Raw genomic sequence first — 23,391 nt, 5'->3', positions numbered from 1 at the left:
ACCGCCGATCGGTTCACACCGGGAGCGGTCGGCTCCAGCCCGGCACGTGCACACCGACCGTGTCCTGGGCGGTGCCGTTCCACGTCACGTCGAGGCCGGCCACGTCTTTCGTCGATCGAGACGAAACCGGGGTACAGCTCCCGCTACCCCTGGAGCGCGGCGAGGATCGGCAGATACGCGAGGAAGACCGCACCACCGGCACCGAACCCTGCGACGACCTGCGCCGTCGTGTGCGCCCCCTCGCGGACGCGAGCCCAGCCGACGACGAGCGGCACGAGGAGCAGCGCCGCGGCGAGCCCCACGGGCAGGGACCCGAACTGCAGGATGGCGACGAAGGCCGCGATCGCCGCGTGGATCGACAACTTCCACACCAGGTTCACCGCCGTGACGACGAGCAAGCCGATGATCGCGGCGATGCCGACGGCCAGCAACCCGGCGTCTGCGCCGAGCCAGACGAGCAGTGACACGCCCAGCAGCACGGACACGAGCACGCACGCGAGGATCGGTCCCCGCTGCCGTCGCTCGGAGACGAACCGCCCGCTGACCCGCCCGGAGCGCGCCAAGAGGATGAGCGCCGCGTAGGGCAGGACCGCGATCAGCAGCGAGGCGAGCAGGGCCGTCCAGACGCCGTGCGGCGCGGTGCCGACACCGGCCTGGACCAGTGCGAACGTCAGGAGCGGCGCGGGCCCGAAGACCTCCGAGACCACCTGGGCGACACGGAGGCTGCCGGTGGAGCGGGGAGCAGGGCGCATCCCTCGACGGTAGTGCCCGTTGGTGGTGGCCGCGTCATGTCGTCGGGCGTCGACCCGGTCGAACGGCCGACTATCCTCGGGAAGGTCAGGGCAGACGCGACGCCAACTCTGGACGGCAGCGCGGAATGGCGTCCCATCCATCGGCGTTCGAGCCGACGATCGAACGGAGCACGGCGATGACCTCACACGGGTTCGCGGGTCAACGAGTCGCACTGGTGACCGGTGCGTCGAGAGGGCTTGGTGCGGGGATCGCCCGTCGGCTGGGTGCTGACGGGTATTTCGTCGCCGTGAACTACCGATCAGGTGCCGAACAGGCGGCTGACGTCGTCGAATCGATCCGGCAGGCCGGTGGTGCAGCCGAGGCGTTCAGCGCGGACGTGACGGACGAGGAGTCGGTGGCCTCGCTCGTCGAGCGCATCACTGAGGCAGCCGCGCCCATCTCCGTGCTCGTCGCCAATGCCACCGGCCCCCAACCGTCGGTGCCGATCGACCGGCTCGGCTGGGACGACCACGTCGCCCAGTTGGCGTTCTTCGTGAAGAGTCCGACGCTGCTCGTGCGGGCCATCGCCCCGCACATGCGGGAGCAGCGGTTCGGCCGGATCATCCAGATCGGCTCGGACATGTTCGAGCGAGCGCTCCCCGAGATGTCCGCCTACGTCGCGGCGAAGGGTGCCCAGCTCGGGTTGACCAGGTCGTGGGCGCGCGAGCTCGGGCCGAACGGCATCACCGTGAACCTGGTCGCCCCCGGGTGGATCCCCGTCGAGCGTCACGCTGATGCGTCAGCGGACGACATCGCCGCGTACCTGGCCGAGGTGCCGATGGGGCGCATGGGCACGATCGACGACATCGCCGACACCGTCGCGTTCCTCGCCTCCGACCGGACCGGGTTCATCACGGGCCAGCGCATCACCGTCAACGGCGGCCACACCATCGACTGACGGGGGCCCGCGACTCGCGGTCAGCAGGGGTTGCCGAAACCACTCGCGATCACGACCGAGAACGACGACGCGCGGTGAGGATGAACGCGATCAGCCCGCACACGAACTGCACCGCGGCGAGCACCAGCTGGAACACGTCGCCGGCCTCACCGGACCAGTCGATGAGGCACAACACGAGCTGCGCGAGCCCGGCGACGGTCAGCAGCGCCGCCGCAGCGAGCAGGAGGGTGGAACGGGTCCTGCTCATGGGCGGCGGTGGCATGGACGTCAGCCTAGGTCGTCCCGGCCGGTCGTCGCCAGCGGTTCCTTCACGTCATGGGCAGCTCAGCGTGCGGGGCACACTGCGAGCGCGACTCGCCGCCGGAAGCCTGCGGCTAGAGTGGCCGGATGAAGAACGCGGCTGCGGCACCCTGGGTCCGGCTCGGGTTCCTCGGTGTTCTCGCGCTGATCCTTGGCTTGAACCCGTCCATGCCGCTCCCGTTGAAGCTCGCCGCCCTCTCGCTCCTCGCCCTCAACCTGGCGATGACCCTCCTCAGGTGGCGCGACGACCGCCGGCGTCGAGCGGCGCAGCGACCGGTGCACGAGGACGGCGAACCCTCATAGTTCGCTGGCCACGCTCGAGTCCTGAGTTCAGAGCGTGAGGAGAACGTCGGGGTTCCGCTCATCGACGTATGGATCCCGTGAGGACCGGCATCCGACGGGTCGGTGAGGCGTAGACCGGTCGTCATGACCCTCACGACCATCCTGCCCTCGCTCCGCCGCAGCATCCCGGACCCGTTCGTCCCCGACCGTTGGCCGGCACACACCAGCCTCAGCACCACGGACGTGATCGTCGCCGACGTCCCGATGCTGCTCCTGGTCGCGCGGCGGGGAACGCCGTGCGTCCACACCGCGGCAGCGGTGATCCCGGGCACCGGCGGGTGTCCGTCCTCCACCGAGCAGACCTCCGTGATCGTCACCCGCGTCGTCGCGGTAGCCGTCGGCGAGGACGGCCATCACCTCACCCTCGACGCCCGCCTGTCGGAAACCGACGCGTGCTGGTCGGAACTCCGCTTGATCGGCCGGGCGTCCACGACGCACTCCGTCGCCTTCCGCCTCGACAACGAGTCCGCGTTCGATCCGGCGGGCGACGAGCCGTTCGTGCAGCTCCCGCGAGACCTCGTGGCTGGAGACCTGCTCGCCGTACCGTGTCGAGGTGGGGTCGCTCAGGCGGTCGGCTCGGTGTCCGGCTTCATCCAGAACGGTGAGTAGTGGTAGCCGTCCGGGTCGTCGAACTGGCGCTGGTACATGAACAGGTAGTCGTCGGTGTCGCCGACCCGTCCGCCCGCGGCGCCAGCACGCTCGACGAGTTCGTCGACCGCTTCCCGGCTGCCGAGGTCGAACGAGACCGTGACCTTCGACGGCGTGTCCGGTCCGCCGATGAGGTCCTCGGTGCCACCGACCCCGGCGTACATCTCGCGGCTGCCGAGCATGACGAACTGCTCGGGAGCGATCTCGAAGCAGGACACCTGCTCGGAGGACATCGCCGCGTTGCGCGTCCAGCCGAGGGCGTCGTAGAAGGCGGTCGCGCGTTCGACGCTCTCGACCGGGCAGGTGATGAAGAGGCTCATGCGGTCAAGCTACGCCCGGCACGAATCAGCCACAAGGACGATCTCCGGGCTGCGGTCGGCGCGATGCGCGACCGTCCGATGGCGACGCCGCGATGGTCGAGTCCATCGCCGCTGACCGGGCATGCTCTAGGCGAGTCCGGCCGCGTCGCCTTCTGCACCGTCGCCCGCTTGGGCGTGCACGATCCGCACCCGGGTGACCGAGAAGGCTGCTCGTTCGAACGCGTTCCGCATCGGCACGTTCGCGGCGTCGGTCGTGCCGACGATCCGGTCCTGCCCGTCGTCGTGGTGCACGTGGACCATCTCCGCCAGGAGGTCGTGGACGTACCCGTGTCCACGATGGTCGGGCAGCACGCCGAGATAGCTGATGCTCGCGTCGTAGGCGGTCCTGGTCGGGATGATGAACCCGACGGTCGTGCCGTCGAGGAGTTCGGCGACCCGCCACGCCTCGCGCTTCCCGGGCAGGGAGCGGTAGAACGCGAGGTCGTCGTCGGCGAGCGCCTGCACGCCTTCGCTGGCGACCATGTCGAGGGTGTGCGCGTCGAGCGTCCCGGTCGCGACCTGGGCGAACAGCTCGTGGAACCGCTCGTCCGGGGCTTCGACGAAGCGCAGGCGGGTCGAGCGCGGGGGTCTGGGATCGGTGCTCGACCTCGCGAAGCTGATGCGTTCGGTGGTGCGAGAAAGCCCTCCCCCGTGAGCCGCGGCCTCCCGCCAGCGGACGGCGGCGACCGCTCCGGGGTCATCCGCCCACCCCGGAGCGACGTCGACGTTGAACTCCAGTGCCGGGCCGGCGCCGAACGCGTCGACGCCGGCGCGGATGAGGGCCGCTCCGACCACCTCAGGGGCCGACAGCTCGGGGTCGGCAGCGAGGAGGTCGAGGGTGGCAGGTCTCGACGCGTCGGACTGTCCCCACCAGAGCGCGTGACCGACGATCCGCCCGTCCCGCTCGGCGACCCAGGTCCATTCCGGCCGATAGTTCCGGGCATCGACCTCGCCGCCGAAGCGCTCGAAGGCCACCGTCGTCACCGGGCCACTCATCGCCCAGTCGGGCAGGTGGCGCAGCTCAGGCTCGGTGGCCGGTCGGATCAGGACGTCTGCTCGGGTGTCGGTCATCCCTCCCACCTTGGCGAGGAGCGCCCAGCCTGTCCAGTGCGGATCTGGTGCGTCCAGACGCCGGCACCGCCGTCCGGCAGGGTGCCGCTCAGCGCGGTTCGGTCTTCGTCAGGTCCTGGGCGAGCATCACCAGGATGCCGCTCGGGCCACGCAGGTAGGTGAGTTTGTAGACGTCCTGGTAGTTCGCCACACCACGAAGCGGGTAGCACCCGTGTCGAGCCGCCGTGGCGAGGGCGACGTCGATGTCGTCGACCGAGAAGGCGACGCGGTGCATGCCGATCTCGTTGGGCGCTGTCGGTTCCGTCTCGATCGCATCCGGGTGCAGGTACTCGAACAGCTCGATCTGCCCATGACCATCCGGCGTCTTGAGGACGGCGATCTTGGCGTGGTTGCCGTCGAGACCGACCGCGGTGTCCGCCCAGTCGCCACTGATGGTGTCCCGCCCCGCGACCTCGAGCCCGAGATCGACGAAGAAGGAGATGGCCTCCTCGATGTCCCGGACGGCGATCCCGACGTTCTCCAGCTTGATTGCCATGACCCGCATGCTACTCACCGATCGAGCGTTCACACCCTCCGGGAACGAACCTCGGCACCGACCGACATGCGGCCGACGCGGACGTCACTCGGAGGTGCGACGCTCCCGCACCGCGTCGAAGGTGCGCTGCAGGGCCGCCGTGGACGCCTCGTAGTCGACCTGGGCGACGCCGATGAAGAGGCAGTCGACGACCATGAGCTGCGCGATCCGACTTCCGAGCGCCCCCGACCGGAACGCGGTCTCCCGGGCGGCCGTCTGGAGCACGATGTCCGCGCCGTTCGCCAGCGCCGACTCCGCATGGTTCGTGATCGCGATCGTCGTCGCGCCGGAGCGAGCCGCGAGACGGAGGAAGTCGACGGTGTCGGAGGTCGCTCCGGAGTGCGAGATGGCGACGGCGACCGACTGCTCGTCGAGGATCGCGGCAGCCGTCCAGGCCGCGTGCGAGTCGGGCCATTCGAGTGCGACGCGGCCGATGCGGGAGAGCTTGCGCTGGAGGTCGACGGCGACGATCGAGCTCGCTCCGACGCCGAAGATGTCGACGCGGCGAGCGCCGGCGACCGCTGCCGCTGCGCGCGTGAGGGCTTCGGTGTCGAGGGCCTGGGCGGTGTCGGCGATCGAGAGGGACTCGTTCGCGGCGACCTTCGCGACGATGTCGTCGAGGCTGTCGCCGGCGACGATGTCGGGCGATTGGGCGTTCGTGCCGGCCAGGGCGAGCCGCTCGCGGAGGTTCTCCTCGGTCAGGTCGTGCCGGAAGTCCTTGAAGCGGTCGTAGCCGATCTTCCGCGTGAACCGCACGACCGTCGTCGTCGAGGTGGACGCCTCCTCCGCGATCTCCGCGACCGACCGCGTTGCGAACGCGCCCGGGTCGGCCAGGAGCGACTCCGCGATGCGGCGCTCCGAGGGGCGGAGTTCTTCGAGACGAGCGCGCACCTCGGTGGACACCGCCCGCGCTCTGCGGCCGTCTGCTCCCATGCGTGCTCCCCTCGTCGGTCATCACTGTACCGTCGGCACCGGCCGACGACAGGTATGGAAAGTACCATCCCTCGTCTGACCGTGTATCTTTGTGGCAAAGCCCCGAGCACGATCCAGGAACCAAGGGAGGTCCCGTGACCAGCTCCACACCGCCCATCACGATCAGCAGCGCCGCCCGGCGTCGCGCCATCGTGGCCGGCAGCGTCGGCAACTTCATCGAGTGGTACGAGTTCGGGATCTACGGGTTCCTCGCCACGATCCTCGCGGCCCAGTTCTTCAGCGACGGCGAGCAGACGGGTATCGAGTCGCTCATCGCGACGTACGCGTCCTTCGCCATCGCCTTCTTCTTCCGCCCGGTGGGTGCGGCCCTGTTCGGCCGGATCGGCGACCGGATCGGTCGGAAGCCGACGCTCATCCTCGTCCTGGTGCTGATGTCCGGAGCGACCGCCCTCATCGGCATCCTCCCGACGTACGCGTCGATCGGTGTCGCGGCTCCGATCCTGCTCACGCTCGTGCGCATCCTCCAGGGGCTCTCCGCGGGTGGCGAGTTCGGCGGGGCCGTCTCGGTCATGACCGAGTTCGCACCTGCGGGCAAGCGCGGACTCTACGGCTCCTGGCAGTCGTTCACCGTTGCGCTCGGCCTCCTCGGCGGCGCGGGAACCGTCGCGCTGTTGTCGGCCGTCCTGTCCGAAGCGGATCTGGCGGCGTGGGGCTGGCGGATCGCCTTCCTCCTCGCGATCCCGCTCGGCGCGGTCGCCCTGTTCCTCCGCCTCAAGCTCGAGGAGACGCCGGAGTTCCAGCAGATCACCGCCTCGGGCACCGACGGCTCCGACACCGCCAAGGCTGCGACGCAGCCGGTCGTCCGTGCCGGCGCTGCGGCGACCGCGAAGGCGATCCTCCTCGGCATCGGCCGCCTCATGGGATGGTCCGCCGCGGGGTACACCTTCCTCGTCGTCATGCCCTCCTACCTGCAGAGCAGCCTCAACGCGTCGTTCCAGGAGGCCCTGATCTCGACCGTGCTCGCGAACGCCGGATTCGCCGCGACGATCCTCCCGGCCGGATGGCTGTCGGACAAGATCGGACGCCGCTGGGTGATGCTCACCGGCACCGGCCTCATCGTCATCCTCGCGCTACCCCTGCTCAACGTGCTCCAGAACCCGGACCTCGGGGTCGGGATCCACGGGCTCGCCGTGTTCGTCGCCGGAGCCGTCGTCGGCATGATCGCGGGCCCCGGCCCGGCCATGCTCGCCGAGATGTTCCCCACCTCCGTCCGCTACACCGGCCTCGGGTTGTCGTACTCGATCTCGAACGCCGTGTTCTCGGGCAGCGCCGGCCTCATCATCACCTCACTGATCGCCTCCACTGGCGACCTCGACGTGCCGGCGTACTACGTGATGGCGACGTGCGTGGTGAGCGCGATCGCGATCGGCACCCTCCGAGGGAACGCGCACCGGACGGAGCTGCGCAAGTGACCCGGCCAGTGCGTGTCATCGGCCTCATGTCGGGCACCTCGCACGACGCGATCGACGCGGCCGCCGCGGAGATCAGCGTCGACGGCGACACCCTCGTCGTCCGCCCACTCGGCCTCATCACCGCCGGGTACGAGCCGGAGCTGCGGGCCATGATCACCGCAGCCCTCCCGCCCGCGGCAACGAGCGTCGAGGACGTCTGCCGCCTGGACACCCGGATCGGCCAGGCGTTCGCCGACCTCGCGGTCCGGGCCGTCGCCGAGCTGTGCGATGGCGACGCCGATCTGATCGTCTCCCACGGCCAGACCATGTACCACTGGGTCGAGGACGGCCGGGTGGAGGGCACCCTCCAGCTCGGTCAGCCTGCCTGGATCGCCGAACGCACCGGCGTGACCGTCGTCGCCGACCTCCGTTCGCGCGACGTCGCGGCCGGCGGCCAGGGTGCCCCGCTCGTGAGCATGATCGACGCCCTCTGGCTCGCGGGTGGGACCGCCGCAGCCGTCAACCTCGGCGGCATCGCGAACGCGACCATCGTGCGCCCGGGAACGGATCCGATCGCGTTCGACAGCGGACCCGCGAACGCCCTCATCGACGCGGTCGTCGCCGAGCACACGGGTGGCGCCCGGCAGTACGACGCCGACGGTGAACTCGCCGCGCGCGGCACCGTCCACGAGGAGACCCTCGAGCTGCTACTCCGCGAGCCGTACTACGAGCGGTCCGCACCGAAGTCGACGGGCAAGGAACTCTTCCACCTCGCGTACCTGCGGCAGCAGCTCGCCGGGCGTCCGACGCTGCCCGTGGAGGATCTGGTCGCGACCCTGACCGAGCTGACCGCCCGGACCGTGGCCGACGCGGTCCGCGGGGTCGAACGCGTCATCCTCGCCGGCGGCGGGGTCCGCAACCCGCAGCTCGTCGCACGCATCCGCGCGGCCCTCCCCGATGCCGAGGTCGTGATCAGCGACGACGCCGGGCTCCCGTCCGACGCGAAGGAGGCGCTCGCCTTCGCCGTCCTCGGCTTCCTGACGGTGAACGGACAGGCGGGATCCCTGCCCTCAGCCACCGGCGCCTCGCACGGCAGCGTGCTCGGCGCGATCGTCCCCGGACGCGTCCTTCCGGCACGCACCCTCGACGGGCCGCCGCGGGGGCTACGGTTCGAAGCATGAGCGCCGACACGACCCCGGATCCCCTCGACGGCCGCACGCCGTCAGACCCAGAACGGAGGGCCCATCGTGCCTGAGACCTCGAGTACCCTGGCCGCACTCTCGACGGAGGGGCGCAACCCGCGCACGATCGACCTCGACACCCTCGACACGCTTCGGCTGCTCGAGGTCATCAACGACGAGGATCGGCTCGTCGCGGGTGCGGTCCGCGCGGAACTGCCGGACATCGCCCGCGCCGTGGAACGCATCACGGAGGCACGACGGAACGGCGGGCGCCTCATCTACCTGGGCGCCGGGACGAGCGGTCGGATCGGCCTGCTCGACGCGGTCGAGTGCCCGCCGACGTTCGGCACCGACCCCTCCGAAGTGATCGGGCTCATCGCCGGCGGCGAGAACGCGTTCGTGGTCGCCGTCGAAGGTGCTGAGGACGACATCGAACTCGGTGCCGCGGAACTCCGCGCAGCCGAGCTCCGACCCACGGACGTGGTCGTCGGGCTCGCAGCCAGTGGTCGCACCCCCTACGTCATCGGCGGCCTGCGGTACGCCCGACAGCTGGGCGCAGCGACCATCGCGGTGTCCTGCAACACGGGCTCGCGGATCGGTGCCGAGGCCGAGATCGCCATCGAGGTCATGACCGGCCCCGAGGCACTGACGGGTTCGACCCGACTCAAGGCCGGGACCGCGCAGAAGCTCGTGTGCAACATGCTCTCCACCGCGAGCATGGTGCGCTCGGGCAAGGTCTACTCCAACCTCATGGTGGACGTGCGGCCCACGAACGAGAAGCTCGTCGACCGCGCGCAGCGGATCGTCGCCGACGCCACCGGAGCGGACCGCGCCGTCGCGGACGCCGCCCTGGAACAGGCCGGGTCACACGCCAAGACGGCCGTCGTCATGCTCCTCGCCGACGTCGACGCCGCGACGGCGACACGCCTGCTCGAAGCGAACGACGGCGACGTCCGCGCGGCCGTGTCCGCTGCTGCGAGCGCCTGAACAGGAACGAGAGGACCACCGTGGAGATCATCATCCTTCCCGACGCAGCCGAGGTCGGTCGGGTCGCCGGCGCGAAGATCGCGTCGATCGTGGCCGGACGGCCTGAGCCGGTCATCGGCCTGGCGACCGGTTCCAGCCCCCAGGGCATCTACACCGAGCTGGCGCGTCGCGTCCAGGCGGGCTCGCTGTCGTTCGCCGGTGCCCGCGGGTTCGCGCTGGACGAGTACGTCGGCATCCCGGCGGAGCACCCCGAGTCGTACGCCAACGTGATCGCCCGCGAGGTGGTCGGCCCGCTCGGCTTCGACCCGTCGCGCGTCCGCGTCCCCGACGGCCGAGCCGCCGACCTCGCGGCCGCCGCGCAGGAGTACGACCGCGCCATCGCCGAGGCCGGCGGTATCGACGTGCAGATCCTCGGAATCGGCGCGAACGGACACGTCGGGTTCAACGAGCCCACCTCGTCGTTCGCCTCGCGCACGCGGATCAAGACCCTGGCGCCGAAGACCCGCGAGGACAACGCGCGGTTCTTCGACTCGCTCGACCAGGTGCCCACCCACTGCATGACCCAGGGGCTCGGCACCATCCTCGAGGCCCGCGAACTCGTGCTCGTCGCGCAGGGTGCCGGGAAGGCGGAGGCCATCGCGGCCTCGGTGGAAGGACCGCTGAGTTCCTTCGTTCCCGGGTCCGCGCTGCAGCTGCACGAGCACGCGACCGTCATCGTCGACGAGGCCGCGGCGTCGCGACTCAAGCTGGCGGACTACTATCGCTACACCTACGACAACCGGCCGGAGTGGCAACGCTTCGAATGAGGGTCGGGCGATGGCCGATGACGCTCCATCCACCTGAGGCGTCGCGATCCTGCACCCGCATCCCCGCGCGCCGCTGACGCCCGATCTCGAGAAGGAAGCCTCGTGGCACACCCGACCACCGTCCCATCCTCCGCCACCCAGGCCATCGGCGAGGCCGTCGGCGATCCCGCCCGCATCCGGACCCGCGCGATCGACCGTGCCGCCTACGCCGGTGACGCCTCGCACTACCTCCTCACGCCGGAGGCCGTCGTCATCGCGGAGAGCGCGGCCGAGGTCGCCGCGATCCTGCGGGCCGCGAGCCGTTCCGCAGCTCCGGTCACGTTCCGGTCCGGCGGCACCAGCCTCTCCGGCCAGGCGTCGGGCTCCGGGTTCGTCATCGACACGAGGCAGCGGTTCAAGTCCATCGAGGTCCTCGACGGCGGCAAGCGTGTCCGCGTGCAGCCCGGGGTGACGGTGGCCCAGGTGAACGCCCGCCTGACGCGACTCGGCTACCGCCTCGGCCCCGACCCGGCGAGCGAGGTGGCGTGCACGATCGGCGGCGTCATCGCGAACAACTCGAGCGGCATGGCCTGCGGGATCGACGAGAACACCTACCGGACGCTGGAGTCGATGGTGTTCGTACTCCCGTCCGGCACGACGATCGACACGGCCGATCCCACGGCAGACCGTCAGCTGCACGACGCCGAACCGGAACTCTCCGAGGGCATCGAGCGGCTGCAACGGCGGGTGCGGTCCGACCCGGCGTCCGTCGCGTCCATCGAGCGCCAGTTCTCGCTGAAGAACACCATGGGCTACGGGATCAACGCCTTCCTCGACTTCGACTCCCCCGTCGACGTCCTCCAGCACCTGCTCATCGGTTCGGAGGGCACGCTCGCGTTCGTCGCCGAGGCGACCTTCCGCACCGTTCCCGTCCTGCCGCTGGTGTCCACGGCGTTGGCCGTGTTCCCCTCGCTCGACGCGGCGACGCGCGCGCTGCCGGAGTTGGTGGCGTCCGGCGCGGCGACGCTCGAACTCATGGACGCGACCTCGTTGACGGTCGGGCAGCGGCTCCCCGGGAGCCCTGCGGAGATCCAGGGGTTCACGCCGCAGGATCACGCGGCCCTCCTCGTCGAGTACCGGTCCGGTGACGCCGTGGACCTCAGGGACCGCGCGACCGCGGGCGGCACGTTCCTCAACGGTCTCGACGTGCATGCACCGGTGGCGTTCACGAGTGACGCGTCCCAGCGTGCGCGTGCGTGGGCGCTCCGCAAGGGGCTCTACGCCTCGGTCGCCGGTGCCCGTCCCTCCGGCACGACGGCGCTGCTCGAGGACATCGTCGTCCCCACGGCGGCCCTCGCCGACACCTGCGCCAGCCTGCAGGAGCTCTTCGAGCAGCACGCCTATCGCGACTCGGTCATCTTCGGCCACGCGAAGGACGGCAACATCCACTTCATGCTCACCGACCGCTTCGAGGGCGACGCCGCGCTCGGTCGGTTCGTCGCGTTCACGGAGCAGATGGTCGACCTCGTCCTCGACGCGGGCGGCAACCTGAAGGCGGAGCACGGCACGGGGCGCGCCATGGCACCGTACGTCCGTCGGCAGTACGGCGACGAGCTCTACGGCGTGATGCTCGAGCTCAAGCGGCTCGTGGATCCGGCCGGCGTGATGAACCCCGGTGTGCTCATCGACGAGGACCCGGAGGCACACCTCCGCGGGATCAAGCTGCAGCCGACGGTCGAGGAAGAGGTCGACCGCTGTGTGGAGTGCGGGTACTGCGAGCCCGTCTGCCCGAGTCGCGACCTGACGCTCACGCCGCGGCAGCGCATCGTCGTGCGCCGGGCCGAGGAGTCCGCCCGGGCCCGCGGCGACATCGCGCTGGCCGAGGAGCTGGCGGACGACTACGACTACGCCGGCGTGCAGACCTGCGCGGTCGACGGCATGTGTCAGACCGCGTGCCCGGTCCAGATCAACACCGGCGCCCTGGTCAAGCGGCTGCGACGCGAGGATGCGGCTCCGGTCCCCGCGGCGGGGTGGAAGGCGGCGGCTGTCGGCTGGGGGCCGGCCACGAGGATCGGTTCGGTCGCGCTCTCTGGCGCGAAGCTGTTGCCGGCTCCCGTGGTCGGCGCGGTGACGGATGTCGCCAGGGCCGTGCTCGGCGCGGACACCGTGCCCAAGTACTCCGGTGACCTGCCGGGCGGCGGGCGCTCGCGGAAGGCGCTCGGTCGGACGGTCGGTGCAGCGGACGGTCCGACGGTCGGCATCTACGTTCCGGCGTGCGTGAACAGCATGTTTGGCGCGGCGGACGGGGGCGACGGTGTCATGGGCGCTTTCACGCGCCTCTTGGAGCGTGCGGGCCTGCAGATGATCGTGCCTGACGGTGTCGAGTCGATCTGCTGCGGGACGCCGTGGTCGTCGAAGGGCTTCGCGTCCGGGGCGGCGGTGAACGAGCAGCGCACGGTCGAGCGCGTCCGAGCGGCGGTCGCCGACAGTGGTCTGGTGGTCGTGAGCGACGCGTCGAGCTGCACGGAGGGTTTCGCGAAGCTGCTCAGCGCGAGTGGCGTCGTGATGGAGGACGCGGTGGCCTTCGCCGCCCGCGAGATCCTGCCGCGGGTCGAGGTCGACGCCCGCATCGAGCAGTTGGTCCTGCACCCGACCTGCTCCTCCCGGCAGATGGGGCTCGACCCCGACCTGGTGCTGATCGGCGAGGCCGTCGCCGAGCGCGTGCACGTGCCCGACGACTGGGGCTGCTGCGCGTTCGCGGGCGACCGCGGCATGCTGCACCCGGAGCTCACCGCCTCTGCGACGAAGGCCGAGGCCGCTGAAGTCGCGGCCATCGGTGCCGACGCGCACGCATCGTGCAACCGCACCTGCGAACTCGGCATGACCCGAGCGACCGGCGAGGACTACCGCCACGTGCTCGAGCTGCTCGACGCCGCGTCCGCCGGCTCGGCGAGTGGGGTGGGAGCACGCCTGCGATGACGCGCTGAGTCGCGGGTCGGCTGAGCGCCTGTCGCCAACTCACTCGCTAGTGACACTTATACGGCTTAAGTGACACTAAGCCGCGCGACCACGACGCGCATGTCGACCCCGGTTGCGGGATGGTGTTCCGACATGTGCGTCACAGCCGATCGCGAGCTGTCACCGACGAGAGACCGGTCAGTGCCCGGGGCCTCCGTAGGCGGCGTCGGCGACGGCGCCGCAGGACGCCTCCCACGTGCTCTGCTCCGACTCGGGGTAGCTGGAGTCGTAGCCGGACGAGTCGAGTCGCCACTGGTGGGCCTCCTCGGGAGACAGCCCGTCGGGCATCCCGGTCGCTTGCTGACCCTCGGGGTACGGGCCGACCTGCAGTGTCAGGTCGACGTCGCCGACGAACTGGTGTCCGCGGTCGGCCATGCACAAGCGCATCGCGTCGATCCAGCCCTGGTACTGCGTCGCGAACGCCAGCGCCGTCGCACGCTCCTCCTCGGTCGGGACGTAGGCGGCCTCGGCTGCGGCGACCGCGGCATCGCGCACCTCCCGGCAGGGCTCTGCGGCGGCTTGCCACGCGGCCTGGTCAGCCTCGCTGAGGGCCGGCGGCATCCCGTCGAAGGTGGTCCGGTCGAACCCGAACCCGGCGTCGGCCATGCAGGACGCCATCGCGACCTGGCCCGCCTCGCGGAACCGCAGCCACAGGTCCTGCAGGTAGAACTCGTCGATGTGCGTGGATGCGGCCGGCGGCGTCGTCGGGGTCGGGGTCGCGATCGGCGTTGCGGTCGGTGATGCCGACGGCGTCTCTGTGGAGGTCGCGGTCGATGCCGCTCTGATCTCCGAGGCGTTCGCCACCGCCTGCGCCGCGACGCCGCCGAGTCCGCCGGCGACCACCAGCCCGGACGCGAGCAGCACCAGGATCTTCTTGCGAGTCATCATCTCTCCAACCTCAGCAGAACGTGTTTATAGGAAGATAGCTTCCGTAAGTCGTTCCCGCAACCTTTCCGAGTGGAGGAGATGGCCGTCACCATGGCCGATGGGCGGTGCGAACCTCGAGTCCGCAGGGAGATGACACAGGCTGAGTCGGTTCCCCATGCAGGGCGAACCGCGGGCAGTGAGCATCAGCCGGCCAGACTCCTCCGGGTCCGCGAAGTGGCGGCGCTCGGCCGATGTTCAATGTCCCGGAAGGCGTCCGCTGCAGCACGAAGGGCGTCGGCCCGAGCGGCGTCGTCGAGGTGCGCGGGCCCGTAGGTGATGACTGGCGTGAGGGCGTCGTACCCGACGAACTCGAACACGCCGCGGTGGATGTGGAACAGGAACTCGTCGATGTCGCCGAAGGCGCCGTCCGGCGCGAAGGCCGCTGCTGGGCCTCCGGTCGTCACGAGTGCCACTGCCCGTCGTCCTGCGAGCCGCGCGGTCTCGAAGAGGCCGGCGTCACCACCGGCGACGCCACCCATGACGAAGACGCGGTCCAGCCAGCCTTTCAGGATGGCCGGCATCGAGAACCACCACAGCGGGAAGGACAGCACGAGGAGATCAGCCGCCAGGACGCGGTCGAGGTCGGAGCGCACGTCGTCGGGCAGGGTGCCGTCGCGGACGGCGCTCCACTGCTCGCGTTGCGGCTTGAACGGGCCGTCGAACGCCGGGAACTCGTGGCGATCCAGGACCGGCTGCCATGCCTGCGCATAGAGGTCGAGGAGGTCGACATGGAGGCCCTGCGCCTCGAGGGCCCGGCAGGCTCCATGAGCCTGAGCGGTACTGAAGGAGGTGGGTTCGGGGTGCGCGTGCACGATCAGCACGGTCGAGATGGGAGTCGTCGTCACCCATCCATCATATCTACAAACCTCGATACGTAAATATGACTACGAGGAACCGATGGCGTCTCCCACGCGTCGCATGCGGTCTTCGTCGAGCCGGTAGTGCGTCCATTTGCCCACGCGGGTGGGGTGGACGAGGCCGGCGCGCTCGAGGGTTCCCATGTAGGAGGAGATCGTCGACTGCGCGAGGCCGCTCTTCGCCTGGATGTGGCTGACGCAGGCGCCGACCTCGGCGCGATCCGCGATGGGCTCGTAGTCGGCGAAGGCGGCCTCCGGGTCGCGGAGCCACTGCACGATCTCGAGCCGCACCGGGTTGGCCAGCGCCTTGAGCGCGTCGATCAGCGCATCCGGTTCGATCGCTCCCGAATCCTGCACCCTGACCACCTCTTCCATCGACGAACCACTCTATGTCGATTCGGTTGCCACCCTGAATGCCACCTCGACGAACTCGTCTCACATCATCCCTTGTGAGGGGCCAATTCCGCCATTCCTGGCGAACGCCAGCCCGCGACGACCCGGAGTCATGCTGGTCGGGCAGCTACCTGGCAGTATCCGCATATCGGACCACGGAGGCCGTGGTCTCCGACTAACGACTGTCGCGCCGGATCGAGAAATCAAGCGCATGCAATAGACAGGCGGGTTCTCATCATGCAGCAGAGTGCATTTCCTCAAATTGCGGACATACCCCCTGCTCTGGGGCACCACTCATGGCGCCCGGATCTGGCGTCGACGGGTACCGCGCAGCAGAATAGTGCCAGAAGTTGTAGGCGCAAGAACACCCCGAGTTCCGAGTGGGACCTCAGTCATACCGAAATAAGGTGAGTAGCCCCATGACAGCATCCCTGAACGTCAAGCCAGCAAAGCTTCCGTGGCCTCGCGCGTTGCAGACGCTCATTATTGCCGCCTGGAGTCTCGGTGGCGCCTGGTTCCTCAGCTATCACCTACCCCGATACCCAGAGGCTGCAATACTGATTATTGCCGTCGTAGCCTGTCCCTTAATTTGGGTTTCGTTCATACTATCGTTCCGCCCGGCCGTTTCGATTTTGCTCTCGATACTGCTACTCGGATCCACAACGTTTTGTTCTGTGCAGCTATACCAGGTCGAAAACCCAATGCCACCGAGCGCAACCGGTACTGCATCAGAGGACGCCAGGCTCTTCATCAATGTGTCGACTCAGTTCGCAGATTCTAGCGACGACGCTTGGCTTCCGTTTCAGCTCACGCCAGACGCGACGAAGGTCAGTGTGGCCGTGACAATAGTGAACCTGAGCTCGGTCCGAAACTTGGAGAAAGCCACGGTCACGCTACGGGTGGTGCCGGAATCTGGAGGAATGGTACGTATTGTGGCCAAGGTGGATGCGCCGGGATATTACTCGATGACGCGCGATGCATTCCTACAGGCTAAGGACCCTCGTAGCGCCGAACTTCAGTTCGATGTATCGGCTAGCGTAAAATTCGGCGTTTCCGAAATATCACCATCATCAACCCCAAACAGCACGGTCGATTCGATCGATCTCTCCCCGGTCGAGGATGACTCTCTAATCGTAATCAGCGTCCCGAGCGTGCCAGAGTCGTATGAAGCGACCACTGACAACCGAGCGTGGCTGGTCATCCCGGCCGTCTTCAAGTACAAGGCCTAACGTTCCCACCCCGGCACGAAAAGGGCAGCGACTGACCCGTGAACGTCAGCATGCGCCTCCAGCCCCAGGAAGCTCCTGCCGAACGATGGAAGCCCCCGCGGGTAGTGCGCTGACGCGGATCAGGACCGCGCGATTCTGCTCGTCTGGCCGGAGCCGGGACGACCACCGCCTCAATAAGGAACACGACCAGACGTCGTACCGAGAGCGGAGTGGAACGCAATAGCGCTCGTCATCGCGGACGAGGACCTTGACGCTCCGGGATCTGAGAAGTGGACGAAGCGACCTCCTCCGCAGCATCGGAGCCGTCTACGACGACTGCACACCCGCCACTGGTCAGTGGCCTGCCGCCGTGGAGGGACTCACTGGACGCTGCACGGGCCCGAAGCGGACAGGACGATGGCCGGCTCCTCGTCGGCAGTGTCCCCGAACTCATCGAGCCGCAGATAGTAGGCGTCGTCGGAGAAGAACGACACACCTGAGGTGGCGTCTGACGACCCGTCGGCATCGACCTTCTTCTGCACCCGCCACCCGGGTCGATCCGCGTAGCTCGCCGCCGCCTCGTCCAACCAGGCGGCGCGATCGAACGATGCATCCACGGTGAGGGTCACCGTCCCATCGAACTGGGCCGTGTCGCTCCCGTCACACTCGATGGAGTTCTCCACCGGCTCCGTCGTCAGCACGTCCTCGGCGGGCAGCGTCGCGGCGAGCTCATCCCGCAAGGCGAGGGCCTCCGCCTTCGTCGACGCGAAGCTCGGCGCTCCGTGGACCGGACTGCACCCCGCGAGTGCGAGAACCACGGCGATGACACTCGGGCCGACGAGTGCTGTGCGATTCCTCATGGCCACACGCTACTCGTCCCGCTCAGTCGGGCGGATGGGGACCGCTCCCCATCGCTGTCCCGACCGGTCGCTCGTGCACCGGCGACCGAACCATCTCCCTCTGCTGGCGCATGATTCGGGCACTGGCCAGATGGTTGAGCCCAGAAACCCCGGCTGATCGGCCACGGCGCTGCTTAGATGAGCCCATGAGCAACCACCCTCCCACAGCACCTCCGAACGACCTGCCGCCGGAACCCTTCCCGTGGATGAGCACGAATCGACCCTCTGGGCCGTATCGGATGACCCTGAGGACTCCGCTCAGTGAGGCGCTGCTGGGGTCGTTCCTGCTGGTGATGGCTCTCTGCTTCTTATTGTCCGCGATAGATGGTGACTCCACAGGCGTCGTGGTGGTGGGCCTTGGCATCTTCGTCATCGCGGGCGGCGCCGGAGTATTCATGCTCATTGTCGCGATAGCGCGCGCACGCTGGTTCCGGGCCTTTGAACGAGCCCACGGCCGTCGACCGTTCTGACCGCCTGTCGCCGAACGGGAGTCGCTGAGTAAAGGATCGCCCGCACGAAGGGTGGTGGGGTGCTATCGACTGCGCCGTGGGTTGCGGTTCTGCTCCGGGGAGCGGCCTTCGGGTGCAGCGGTTGGCGGGGTGGGCGCTGCCTGTCGCTGGGTGCCGGGCGCGGTTGGGAAGCTGATCCGGTCGGAGCCGCTGTACCGCTTCGAGCTGCGCAGCGAACATGGGGACCTCGAATCCGAAACCTCGTTCCCGTGCTGCGGCGATGAGGTCGGCGTCGGTGAACTTGCCGGAGGTCCGAATCGCGTCGACGTCGAGGTAGTCGCGGGCCTCGGCACGGCTGTAGAGGGCGCTGACCTTGTTGGCGACGGCGTCGTCCAGGCTGAGCACGGGACCGACCGACAGGGTGACGGGTTCGCCTTCGCGGTAGTCCACGCCCATGTCCATCTCGACGAAACTTCCCTCGTCGGTGGTGATGTGCAGGCGCGCGAACTGCTCCACACGTCGCAGCTCGTCGACGGCGTGGCCGGAGTCTCGGATCCCGTTGACGACGGAGCTGACGGCCGTGTCGAACCGGCCGGCGTCGAGGTCGGAGGTGAACAGGTCGATGTCCTGGGTGGGACGGTCGATGATGCCGTGCTCTCGGATCGCTCCCGAGCCCGCGAGGGCGAAGGGGGTGCCGGTTGAGGATCTGCACCTGGTCGACGGTGCGGCCTTCCCGGATGGTGGCCTGGTAGGCGCGGATCGCGTCACCCACGCTGTCGAGGTTCGCGACCGGGCTGGGGCCCCAGCAGGCCCACGGTGGCAGCTGGACGGTAGATCAAGATGGAGAAGTCTCAAGGGGCCGTGTACCACAGGGCTCCAGCATGCCGCTGCGACCGGCTACTCCAGAGCCTTCTGATTCTGACGAACATGGCAGATCTGCCAAATGCCCGCCACATGCGCGTGGAATATGCCAGGTCCACCCGGACCCTACACTCGCCCTACTTGTGAACGCGAACGTAAAGTGTCGCTGTGGGGCCAGCGAACGAGCGGGTTTGCAACGTAAAGTGTCGCCGCGGTTTCCAGCACAAAGGGTCGCTCCGAACACGCCCGCGTGATTCCGCGGATTCTGGGGCAGGGATGGGGTCATCTGGTGGCGCTCCGCGGCGAGATCTACGCGCGGAATGATGAGACGGCGTTGAATCTGGTCAGACGCATCCACCTGCACCATCAACTTGCGATCTGCCCGTAAGGCCTGCTGCCGGCAAAGCAACAGAGTGCTCCACGATTCGACTCAGGCGAGTCGCGACCGCTGCGCCAATCCGTGGTAGAAATCATCGACACCCGAACCCGATGAAGGCAGAAATTTCCGTGACGCTGCGCCGCTTGTTCCTCACCCTGCTCGTTTCCAGTGCACTACTCGTGACAGCGGGATGCTCTGCCTCCTCGGATACAAGCTCCCCTGATTCCTCGGTGTCAAGTGCGGAAAGTGCGAACGCTAAGGCGCTCCTCAGCTACGTGGATGCTGAGCGAGCCACCATTCCGCAGATCATGTCGCAGTACCCAGGCCTGTACTCGGAAGTTCGCATCGAAGGAAGCTTGGAGGAATCAGATGGTAGTCGAGGACTGTCGGTAGGAACTCATTCAGTTGTCTGGTTCTACTACACCTACGCAAATCCAGTCGACTGGTCTAGCGCGACAACTGCTCTGGACGGGCAGCGAGCGACAATCGACAGCGTGTGCGACTCCACGGTGTTTCCAGCAATGCGAGACGCCGGAATCATCGGTCCAATGGGTGTGGTCTACTCGTATGACGACGGCCAAAGCGCGTATGGAGCAATGTGGGAACATACGTGTACTGCCGAATAGCTCTCGATGTTGATCGTCACTCGCGGAACGACAGAGCTGCGCCCGATGACCATCCGGATCCTTCAGCCGCGAAGAGCCGGTGATAGTCCTTCAGCGCGACGTTATGGTCTTGAACCCTGAGCCTGCGCAGGGAGCCGATAGATGCGTTCCTGATCTGTCCATCGACCGACCACGCTATTCGCCAAGCGCCTCGAGCTGAGCGTCGATCGCCTGGGTCGCCCCGACGAGCTGTTCGATGGACAGATCTGGCGCCTTCACGTATCGATGCACGAAGTCAGGCGCAAAGTGTCCGAACCCATCAAGCGGCATCGGTAGCAAGTCCGGGTGTCCTAGTACGTCATCCAGCGGAGCGAAGTCGAACAACTGCGGGTGCGCGGCAGCGAATTCAGCTCGAGCGTTCCGGTCCCCGTCCGAACGGCCGATGAGATGCGGCAGCACCACACATCGGCGAAACTGACCCGATTGGTACTGCCATCCGGCTTCGAGATATGTGCCGCCGATCCGCACCCCGCGTACCCACCAGACCAACGGCCCACCACGTGTGTGGCCCGCATCGACCCATCCGCGATGCACACCCATTTCTTCGAGTACGACTTGCACTCGCCTAGCGCGAAGCTTCTGCAGCGCGGTCCTCGTCTGCCGCAAGTCGATCGCAGCCAGCTGATTGCCGTCCAGCCACACAGACTCCTTCGTAGAGTGGACGGCCGTGGTGTTCAGGAGCGCGCTCAGGAGCCTCACGGTTCGCGAGTAGCGTCGAACTGTCTCGACCTCGTAGCTCACCTCATCGCACTCCGCGAGGGCGAGATCGATGCGTTCAGAGAGTTCCTGGTAGCTCAGGTAGGTCCACCCGTCGACAGGCTCGCGCGGCGGGGACATGCTCAGCAAGACGTGCTGAGCAGGCGCTCCTTTCCACTTCGCGGTCTTGTTGCGATAGTCATCAAGTTGCTCTCGCTCCGGGAGCGAGAACACCTTGTTCTCGATCACCAAAGGTGCTGCGGCAGGCCAGCGAAGCACAAGGTCGAGGCTCTGGCGTTCTCGTTCGACACTTCGAATCGAAGCGATACCGGACGGGTCATCGACGGTCAGGTCGCGGAAGACGGAGTCTGCAATTTCCGGCAGCGTGTCGAAAAACCACGCAAGTAGGTTGCTGTGAAACAACTCGCGCTGTCCATACATGATTCGCGCCAGCGGCTCGATATTCAGCTCGTGGGCGAGCGACTCAACTGGTCTTTCCTCGGTCGGCGGTATCCCGCCCAGGTAGCGGCGCACCGGGTTCGCCGCCCCTCTGGGAGGCGCAAGCCGTTCGACGCTCGTCCCGACAACACCGAGTTCCGGTGCCGGCACGCCTTCGAAGCCCCAGCGGCCCTCCTCTTCACCCGGGTGCCAACTCTGGATTCGAAACGCGCCACGGACAATCCCACCAGCGACGCCGAGCGCATATCTTGCACGCTCACGAGTGTCGGAGCCCACGCGCCAGTACTTACGAGTCGCGTCGTACGTCGCCTGCGAATCGGCGTCAGGGGACCATCCCCGATTAATGACGAAGATCACGATGGGTTCGGCTATAACGGGGATGGGATCGGGCGCATGCACAGTCGAAATCTAGCGGCTTCCACAACCTCGCGTTTGCGCGCAGAGACTAAGTGCTACCAAGCGAGACCGCTGTCGGCTGGGTCTGCTGGCGGTTTGGTTGTCCCGTCCTTAGTTGAGGTCTTCATCTCGAGCGAGCCGCCGTTGTGGTGATCATCTCCAACTCGACCGGAGTGCGCTGATGTAAGCCCTGATCCTAACGACTGCTATTCACGTGGGGTGCGGCGGGGTGCCGATGGGGGAACGATGAGCGTCGCGCGTATCGCCCGGTCGGTCTATTCGGGCGCGGCCGAATCGGGCGCGATCGGCGTCTCCCAAATCGCGTCGTACTCATCCCTGACTTCCGGCCAGAGCGCCGCGCGCGCATCCTCCACATTGTGGAAGCTGTCTGTATGAGCCGAGAGGATCACAAAGTCGTGCGGGATGGGGCGCCCAGCACGATCTGATCTCCCGTCTGGGTCGGCAAATCGCACGGCAACTAGCTCGCCTCGCCTGGCGAGCAATGCTGGTGCTCCGCCGGTCCCCGCAAAGGCACGCTCATATACCGCAAGAGGGTTTGCGACCCCGCCCGTTTGGAGGAATCGGAACCCCCAGGTCTTGCCGCGAGTTGCCCAGATGAAGTTCACTTGGTGCTTTCGACCAGCACCTGTTCCTCCACCGCTTGGTCAAGGTCGAGTCGGAAACCGAGCAGCACTGCAGCGAGAAAATCATGTCTCGCCACCGCAGCGTCGTACGCCGCCTGGATTTTCGCGGTGCTGAACTCGAGCAGTGGGTCTGCCACAAATGGGAGCGCCAAGGTGAAGATCTTCAGTTTCCCGGGCAGCTTCAACGCAGTTAGGAACGTGACTACCGACCCGGCGTACTTCATGAGGTCTGAGGCTACCTTCCCACCTGCGCGGAGCGCCTTGGCCCATCGAACGTGCCGCGAGAATGGCAGCATGGCCGCGATCGGCAGCATCAGCCGCACCCCGACCTGATGGCCGACATCGATCCTCCCAGGCTCGAAGCGGGCCGAGGACAACAGAACGAAGTCCTCGCCCAGTGAGAATGCTTCCGGTTCCTCCACGAACGCGGCTAGCTCCTCTTGCAGAAGTGACATCTCTTGACCGACTTTCTCAACCAGCAGGTCACGAAATGTCGTCACATCCACGTCAGGCAGCAGGTCCGCCTTCGACAGGCCGAACATCCATACCCGGGGGAAACGCACGAGCCGCTGGCCGTCCGGCAGCAGCTCGTCCCGCACGCGCGACACATGAGAGATGTAGTTGGTCAAGAGCGCCTTCAGATACCGCTCCTCCTCGCCGGAGTTGTCCATCAGCCGCTGTGCGTCGATGAGAAGTACAGCGACATCCGAGCCAACCAGCGCGCTGAATGTTTCGGCGCGGCGCGTGACCTCTTCAGGAGTGGACGGATCTTCCTCGAACCACTCGCCGGGGTAGTCGTGCCACACTAGCCGCAGCTCCTCCGCGGCCGCTTTCTTCCCCTTCTCCATAGCTCTCGGACGACGCTTCACTGAGAACACGTACTTCGTCGCCGAGAAGCGATTCCCCGCTGGAGTAGTGCCAGCGTTCTTCATCCCCAGGAAGTACTGGTGCAGCTGGCGACCTTGCGCGGTGTCGTCGGCATCGATTGCAAACAGGCTCTGCTTCAAGAACGCCGGCTCCTGTGCCGCTCCGTAGAACGACGACAGCAGGACTGTCTTCCCGCTTCCCGACTCACCAAACACGGCAATCTGCTGCTCACGAGCGACTTTCAACGGCTTCATGCCCCCAACCTAGTCAACTTCTCCGGCGCGTCTGCTGCTCGCACAGGCGCGGTCCGTCTTGAGAGTAAGTCTGGTGCCTCAGCTCGAACCTCGACATC

22 protein-coding genes are annotated in these 23,391 nt (G+C 67.5%); 9 read left to right on the top strand and 13 right to left on the bottom strand.

What is annotated here, in order from left to right; all coding sequences use genetic code 11:
• Positions 1-143 precede the first annotated feature (143 nt).
• A complete protein-coding gene (locus ASF68_RS11740; protein ID WP_056010408.1) occupies positions 144-752 on the bottom strand; it encodes a hypothetical protein in 609 nt (202 codons plus the stop codon).
• Between the two features lie 176 nt (positions 753-928).
• Between ASF68_RS11740 and ASF68_RS11735 the strand changes: the two genes are divergently transcribed.
• Positions 929-1,690 (top strand): SDR family NAD(P)-dependent oxidoreductase, encoded by a 762-nt coding sequence (locus tag ASF68_RS11735; RefSeq protein ID WP_056011875.1) that lies wholly within the window; start codon positions 929-931, stop codon positions 1,688-1,690.
• Positions 1,691-1,739: 49 nt separating this feature from the next.
• Here ASF68_RS11735 and ASF68_RS11730 read toward each other — a convergent pair whose 3' ends face one another.
• On the bottom strand, positions 1,740-1,952 hold the full coding sequence (locus tag ASF68_RS11730; protein ID WP_157579963.1) for a hypothetical protein: 213 nt from the start codon (positions 1,950-1,952) through the stop codon (positions 1,740-1,742).
• Positions 1,953-2,077: 125 nt separating this feature from the next.
• Here ASF68_RS11730 and ASF68_RS11725 point away from each other — a divergent pair, with 125 nt between their 5' ends.
• Positions 2,078-2,293, top strand: a complete 216-nt coding sequence (locus ASF68_RS11725; RefSeq protein WP_056010402.1) for a hypothetical protein — start codon at positions 2,078-2,080, stop codon at positions 2,291-2,293.
• A 123-nt stretch (positions 2,294-2,416) separates the two neighbouring features.
• Positions 2,417-2,941: a hypothetical protein gene (locus tag ASF68_RS11720; RefSeq protein ID WP_056010400.1), complete on the top strand. Its 525-nt coding sequence runs from the start codon at positions 2,417-2,419 to the stop codon at positions 2,939-2,941.
• Here the strand turns inward: ASF68_RS11720 and ASF68_RS11715 are convergent.
• The 4 genes from ASF68_RS11715 to ASF68_RS11700 all read right to left on the bottom strand — a co-directional run bounded on the left by ASF68_RS11715 (position 2,896) and on the right by ASF68_RS11700 (position 5,917).
• On the bottom strand, positions 2,896-3,300 hold the full coding sequence (locus ASF68_RS11715) for a VOC family protein (RefSeq protein ID WP_056010397.1): 405 nt from the start codon (positions 3,298-3,300) through the stop codon (positions 2,896-2,898). The genes ASF68_RS11720 and ASF68_RS11715 overlap by 46 nt on opposite strands.
• A gap of 126 nt (positions 3,301-3,426) precedes the next feature.
• On the bottom strand, positions 3,427-4,410 hold the full coding sequence (locus ASF68_RS11710) for a GNAT family N-acetyltransferase (RefSeq protein ID WP_056010394.1): 984 nt from the start codon (positions 4,408-4,410) through the stop codon (positions 3,427-3,429).
• Between the two features lie 88 nt (positions 4,411-4,498).
• Complete coding sequence (locus ASF68_RS11705) at positions 4,499-4,945, bottom strand: VOC family protein (protein WP_056011872.1); 447 nt, start codon at positions 4,943-4,945, stop codon at positions 4,499-4,501.
• 84 nt (positions 4,946-5,029) lie between these two features.
• A complete protein-coding gene (locus ASF68_RS11700; protein WP_056010391.1) occupies positions 5,030-5,917 on the bottom strand; it encodes a MurR/RpiR family transcriptional regulator in 888 nt (295 codons plus the stop codon).
• Positions 5,918-6,051: 134 nt separating this feature from the next.
• Here ASF68_RS11700 and ASF68_RS11695 point away from each other — a divergent pair, with 134 nt between their 5' ends.
• From ASF68_RS11695 to ASF68_RS11675, 5 genes are all read left to right on the top strand, one after another.
• Positions 6,052-7,389 (top strand): MFS transporter, encoded by a 1,338-nt coding sequence (locus ASF68_RS11695; RefSeq protein ID WP_056010388.1) that lies wholly within the window; start codon positions 6,052-6,054, stop codon positions 7,387-7,389.
• On the top strand, positions 7,386-8,549 hold the full coding sequence (locus ASF68_RS11690) for an anhydro-N-acetylmuramic acid kinase (protein ID WP_235526795.1): 1,164 nt from the start codon (positions 7,386-7,388) through the stop codon (positions 8,547-8,549). The genes ASF68_RS11695 and ASF68_RS11690 overlap by 4 nt, the downstream gene beginning before the upstream one ends.
• A gap of 66 nt (positions 8,550-8,615) precedes the next feature.
• Positions 8,616-9,536 carry an N-acetylmuramic acid 6-phosphate etherase gene (gene murQ, locus ASF68_RS11685; RefSeq protein WP_056010382.1) on the top strand — a complete coding sequence of 307 codons (921 nt, stop codon included), beginning with the start codon at positions 8,616-8,618 and terminating at the stop codon, positions 9,534-9,536.
• Positions 9,537-9,556: 20 nt separating this feature from the next.
• Complete coding sequence (gene nagB / locus ASF68_RS11680) at positions 9,557-10,342, top strand: glucosamine-6-phosphate deaminase (RefSeq protein ID WP_056010381.1); 786 nt, start codon at positions 9,557-9,559, stop codon at positions 10,340-10,342.
• A 102-nt stretch (positions 10,343-10,444) separates the two neighbouring features.
• On the top strand, positions 10,445-13,300 hold the full coding sequence (locus ASF68_RS11675) for an FAD-binding and (Fe-S)-binding domain-containing protein (protein WP_200936423.1): 2,856 nt from the start codon (positions 10,445-10,447) through the stop codon (positions 13,298-13,300).
• A 177-nt stretch (positions 13,301-13,477) separates the two neighbouring features.
• On the opposite strand, the gene ASF68_RS11670 is transcribed toward ASF68_RS11675, so the two are convergent.
• From ASF68_RS11670 to ASF68_RS11660, 3 genes are all read right to left on the bottom strand, one after another.
• Positions 13,478-14,227 (bottom strand): hypothetical protein, encoded by a 750-nt coding sequence (locus tag ASF68_RS11670; protein WP_056010379.1) that lies wholly within the window; start codon positions 14,225-14,227, stop codon positions 13,478-13,480.
• 182 nt (positions 14,228-14,409) lie between these two features.
• Positions 14,410-15,111 (bottom strand): NAD(P)H-dependent oxidoreductase, encoded by a 702-nt coding sequence (locus ASF68_RS11665; RefSeq protein ID WP_056010376.1) that lies wholly within the window; start codon positions 15,109-15,111, stop codon positions 14,410-14,412.
• Between the two features lie 39 nt (positions 15,112-15,150).
• A complete protein-coding gene (locus ASF68_RS11660) occupies positions 15,151-15,480 on the bottom strand; it encodes a helix-turn-helix transcriptional regulator (protein ID WP_235526794.1) in 330 nt (109 codons plus the stop codon).
• 455 nt (positions 15,481-15,935) lie between these two features.
• Between ASF68_RS11660 and ASF68_RS18775 the strand changes: the two genes are divergently transcribed.
• Complete coding sequence (locus ASF68_RS18775; protein ID WP_157580335.1) at positions 15,936-16,745, top strand: hypothetical protein; 810 nt, start codon at positions 15,936-15,938, stop codon at positions 16,743-16,745.
• Between the two features lie 359 nt (positions 16,746-17,104).
• Here ASF68_RS18775 and ASF68_RS11655 read toward each other — a convergent pair whose 3' ends face one another.
• From ASF68_RS11655 to ASF68_RS11640, 4 genes are all read right to left on the bottom strand, one after another.
• Positions 17,105-17,584 (bottom strand): hypothetical protein, encoded by a 480-nt coding sequence (locus ASF68_RS11655; protein ID WP_056010372.1) that lies wholly within the window; start codon positions 17,582-17,584, stop codon positions 17,105-17,107.
• A 347-nt stretch (positions 17,585-17,931) separates the two neighbouring features.
• Positions 17,932-18,840, bottom strand: coding sequence for a nucleotidyl transferase AbiEii/AbiGii toxin family protein (locus tag ASF68_RS11650; RefSeq protein WP_056010370.1), 909 nt, complete (start codon positions 18,838-18,840; stop codon positions 17,932-17,934).
• A 1,272-nt stretch (positions 18,841-20,112) separates the two neighbouring features.
• Complete coding sequence (locus ASF68_RS11645) at positions 20,113-21,531, bottom strand: PD-(D/E)XK nuclease family protein (RefSeq protein WP_157580332.1); 1,419 nt, start codon at positions 21,529-21,531, stop codon at positions 20,113-20,115.
• Between the two features lie 619 nt (positions 21,532-22,150).
• On the bottom strand, positions 22,151-23,293 hold the full coding sequence (locus ASF68_RS11640; RefSeq protein WP_056010366.1) for a TRAFAC clade GTPase domain-containing protein: 1,143 nt from the start codon (positions 23,291-23,293) through the stop codon (positions 22,151-22,153).
• Positions 23,294-23,391 lie beyond the last annotated feature (98 nt).

The sequence above is a fragment of the Plantibacter sp. Leaf314 genome (assembly GCF_001423185.1).
Lineage (GTDB): Bacteria > Actinomycetota > Actinomycetes > Actinomycetales > Microbacteriaceae > Plantibacter.
This window is presented reverse-complemented; position numbering and strand designations above follow the sequence as displayed.

Excerpts from the sequence above, each read along its gene's own strand:
- ASF68_RS11715 (WP_056010397.1), bottom strand. The coding sequence starts at position 3,300 with ATGAGCCTCTTCATCACCTGCCCGGTCGAGAGCGTCGAACGCGCGACC.
- ASF68_RS11710 (WP_056010394.1), bottom strand. The coding sequence starts at position 4,410 with ATGACCGACACCCGAGCAGACGTCCTGATCCGACCGGCCACCGAGCCT.
- ASF68_RS11640 (WP_056010366.1), bottom strand. The coding sequence starts at position 23,293 with ATGAAGCCGTTGAAAGTCGCTCGTGAGCAGCAGATTGCCGTGTTTGGT.
- ASF68_RS11725 (WP_056010402.1), top strand. The coding sequence starts at position 2,078 with ATGAAGAACGCGGCTGCGGCACCCTGGGTCCGGCTCGGGTTCCTCGGT.
- ASF68_RS11730 (WP_157579963.1), bottom strand. The coding sequence starts at position 1,952 with ATGCCACCGCCGCCCATGAGCAGGACCCGTTCCACCCTCCTGCTCGCT.
- ASF68_RS18775 (WP_157580335.1), top strand. The coding sequence starts at position 15,936 with ATGACAGCATCCCTGAACGTCAAGCCAGCAAAGCTTCCGTGGCCTCGC.
- ASF68_RS11670 (WP_056010379.1), bottom strand. The coding sequence starts at position 14,227 with ATGATGACTCGCAAGAAGATCCTGGTGCTGCTCGCGTCCGGGCTGGTG.
- ASF68_RS11720 (WP_056010400.1), top strand. The coding sequence starts at position 2,417 with ATGACCCTCACGACCATCCTGCCCTCGCTCCGCCGCAGCATCCCGGAC.
- ASF68_RS11735 (WP_056011875.1), top strand. The coding sequence starts at position 929 with ATGACCTCACACGGGTTCGCGGGTCAACGAGTCGCACTGGTGACCGGT.
- ASF68_RS11705 (WP_056011872.1), bottom strand. The coding sequence starts at position 4,945 with ATGGCAATCAAGCTGGAGAACGTCGGGATCGCCGTCCGGGACATCGAG.
- ASF68_RS11700 (WP_056010391.1), bottom strand. The coding sequence starts at position 5,917 with ATGGGAGCAGACGGCCGCAGAGCGCGGGCGGTGTCCACCGAGGTGCGC.
- ASF68_RS11740 (WP_056010408.1), bottom strand. The coding sequence starts at position 752 with ATGCGCCCTGCTCCCCGCTCCACCGGCAGCCTCCGTGTCGCCCAGGTG.
- ASF68_RS11655 (WP_056010372.1), bottom strand. The coding sequence starts at position 17,584 with ATGAGGAATCGCACAGCACTCGTCGGCCCGAGTGTCATCGCCGTGGTT.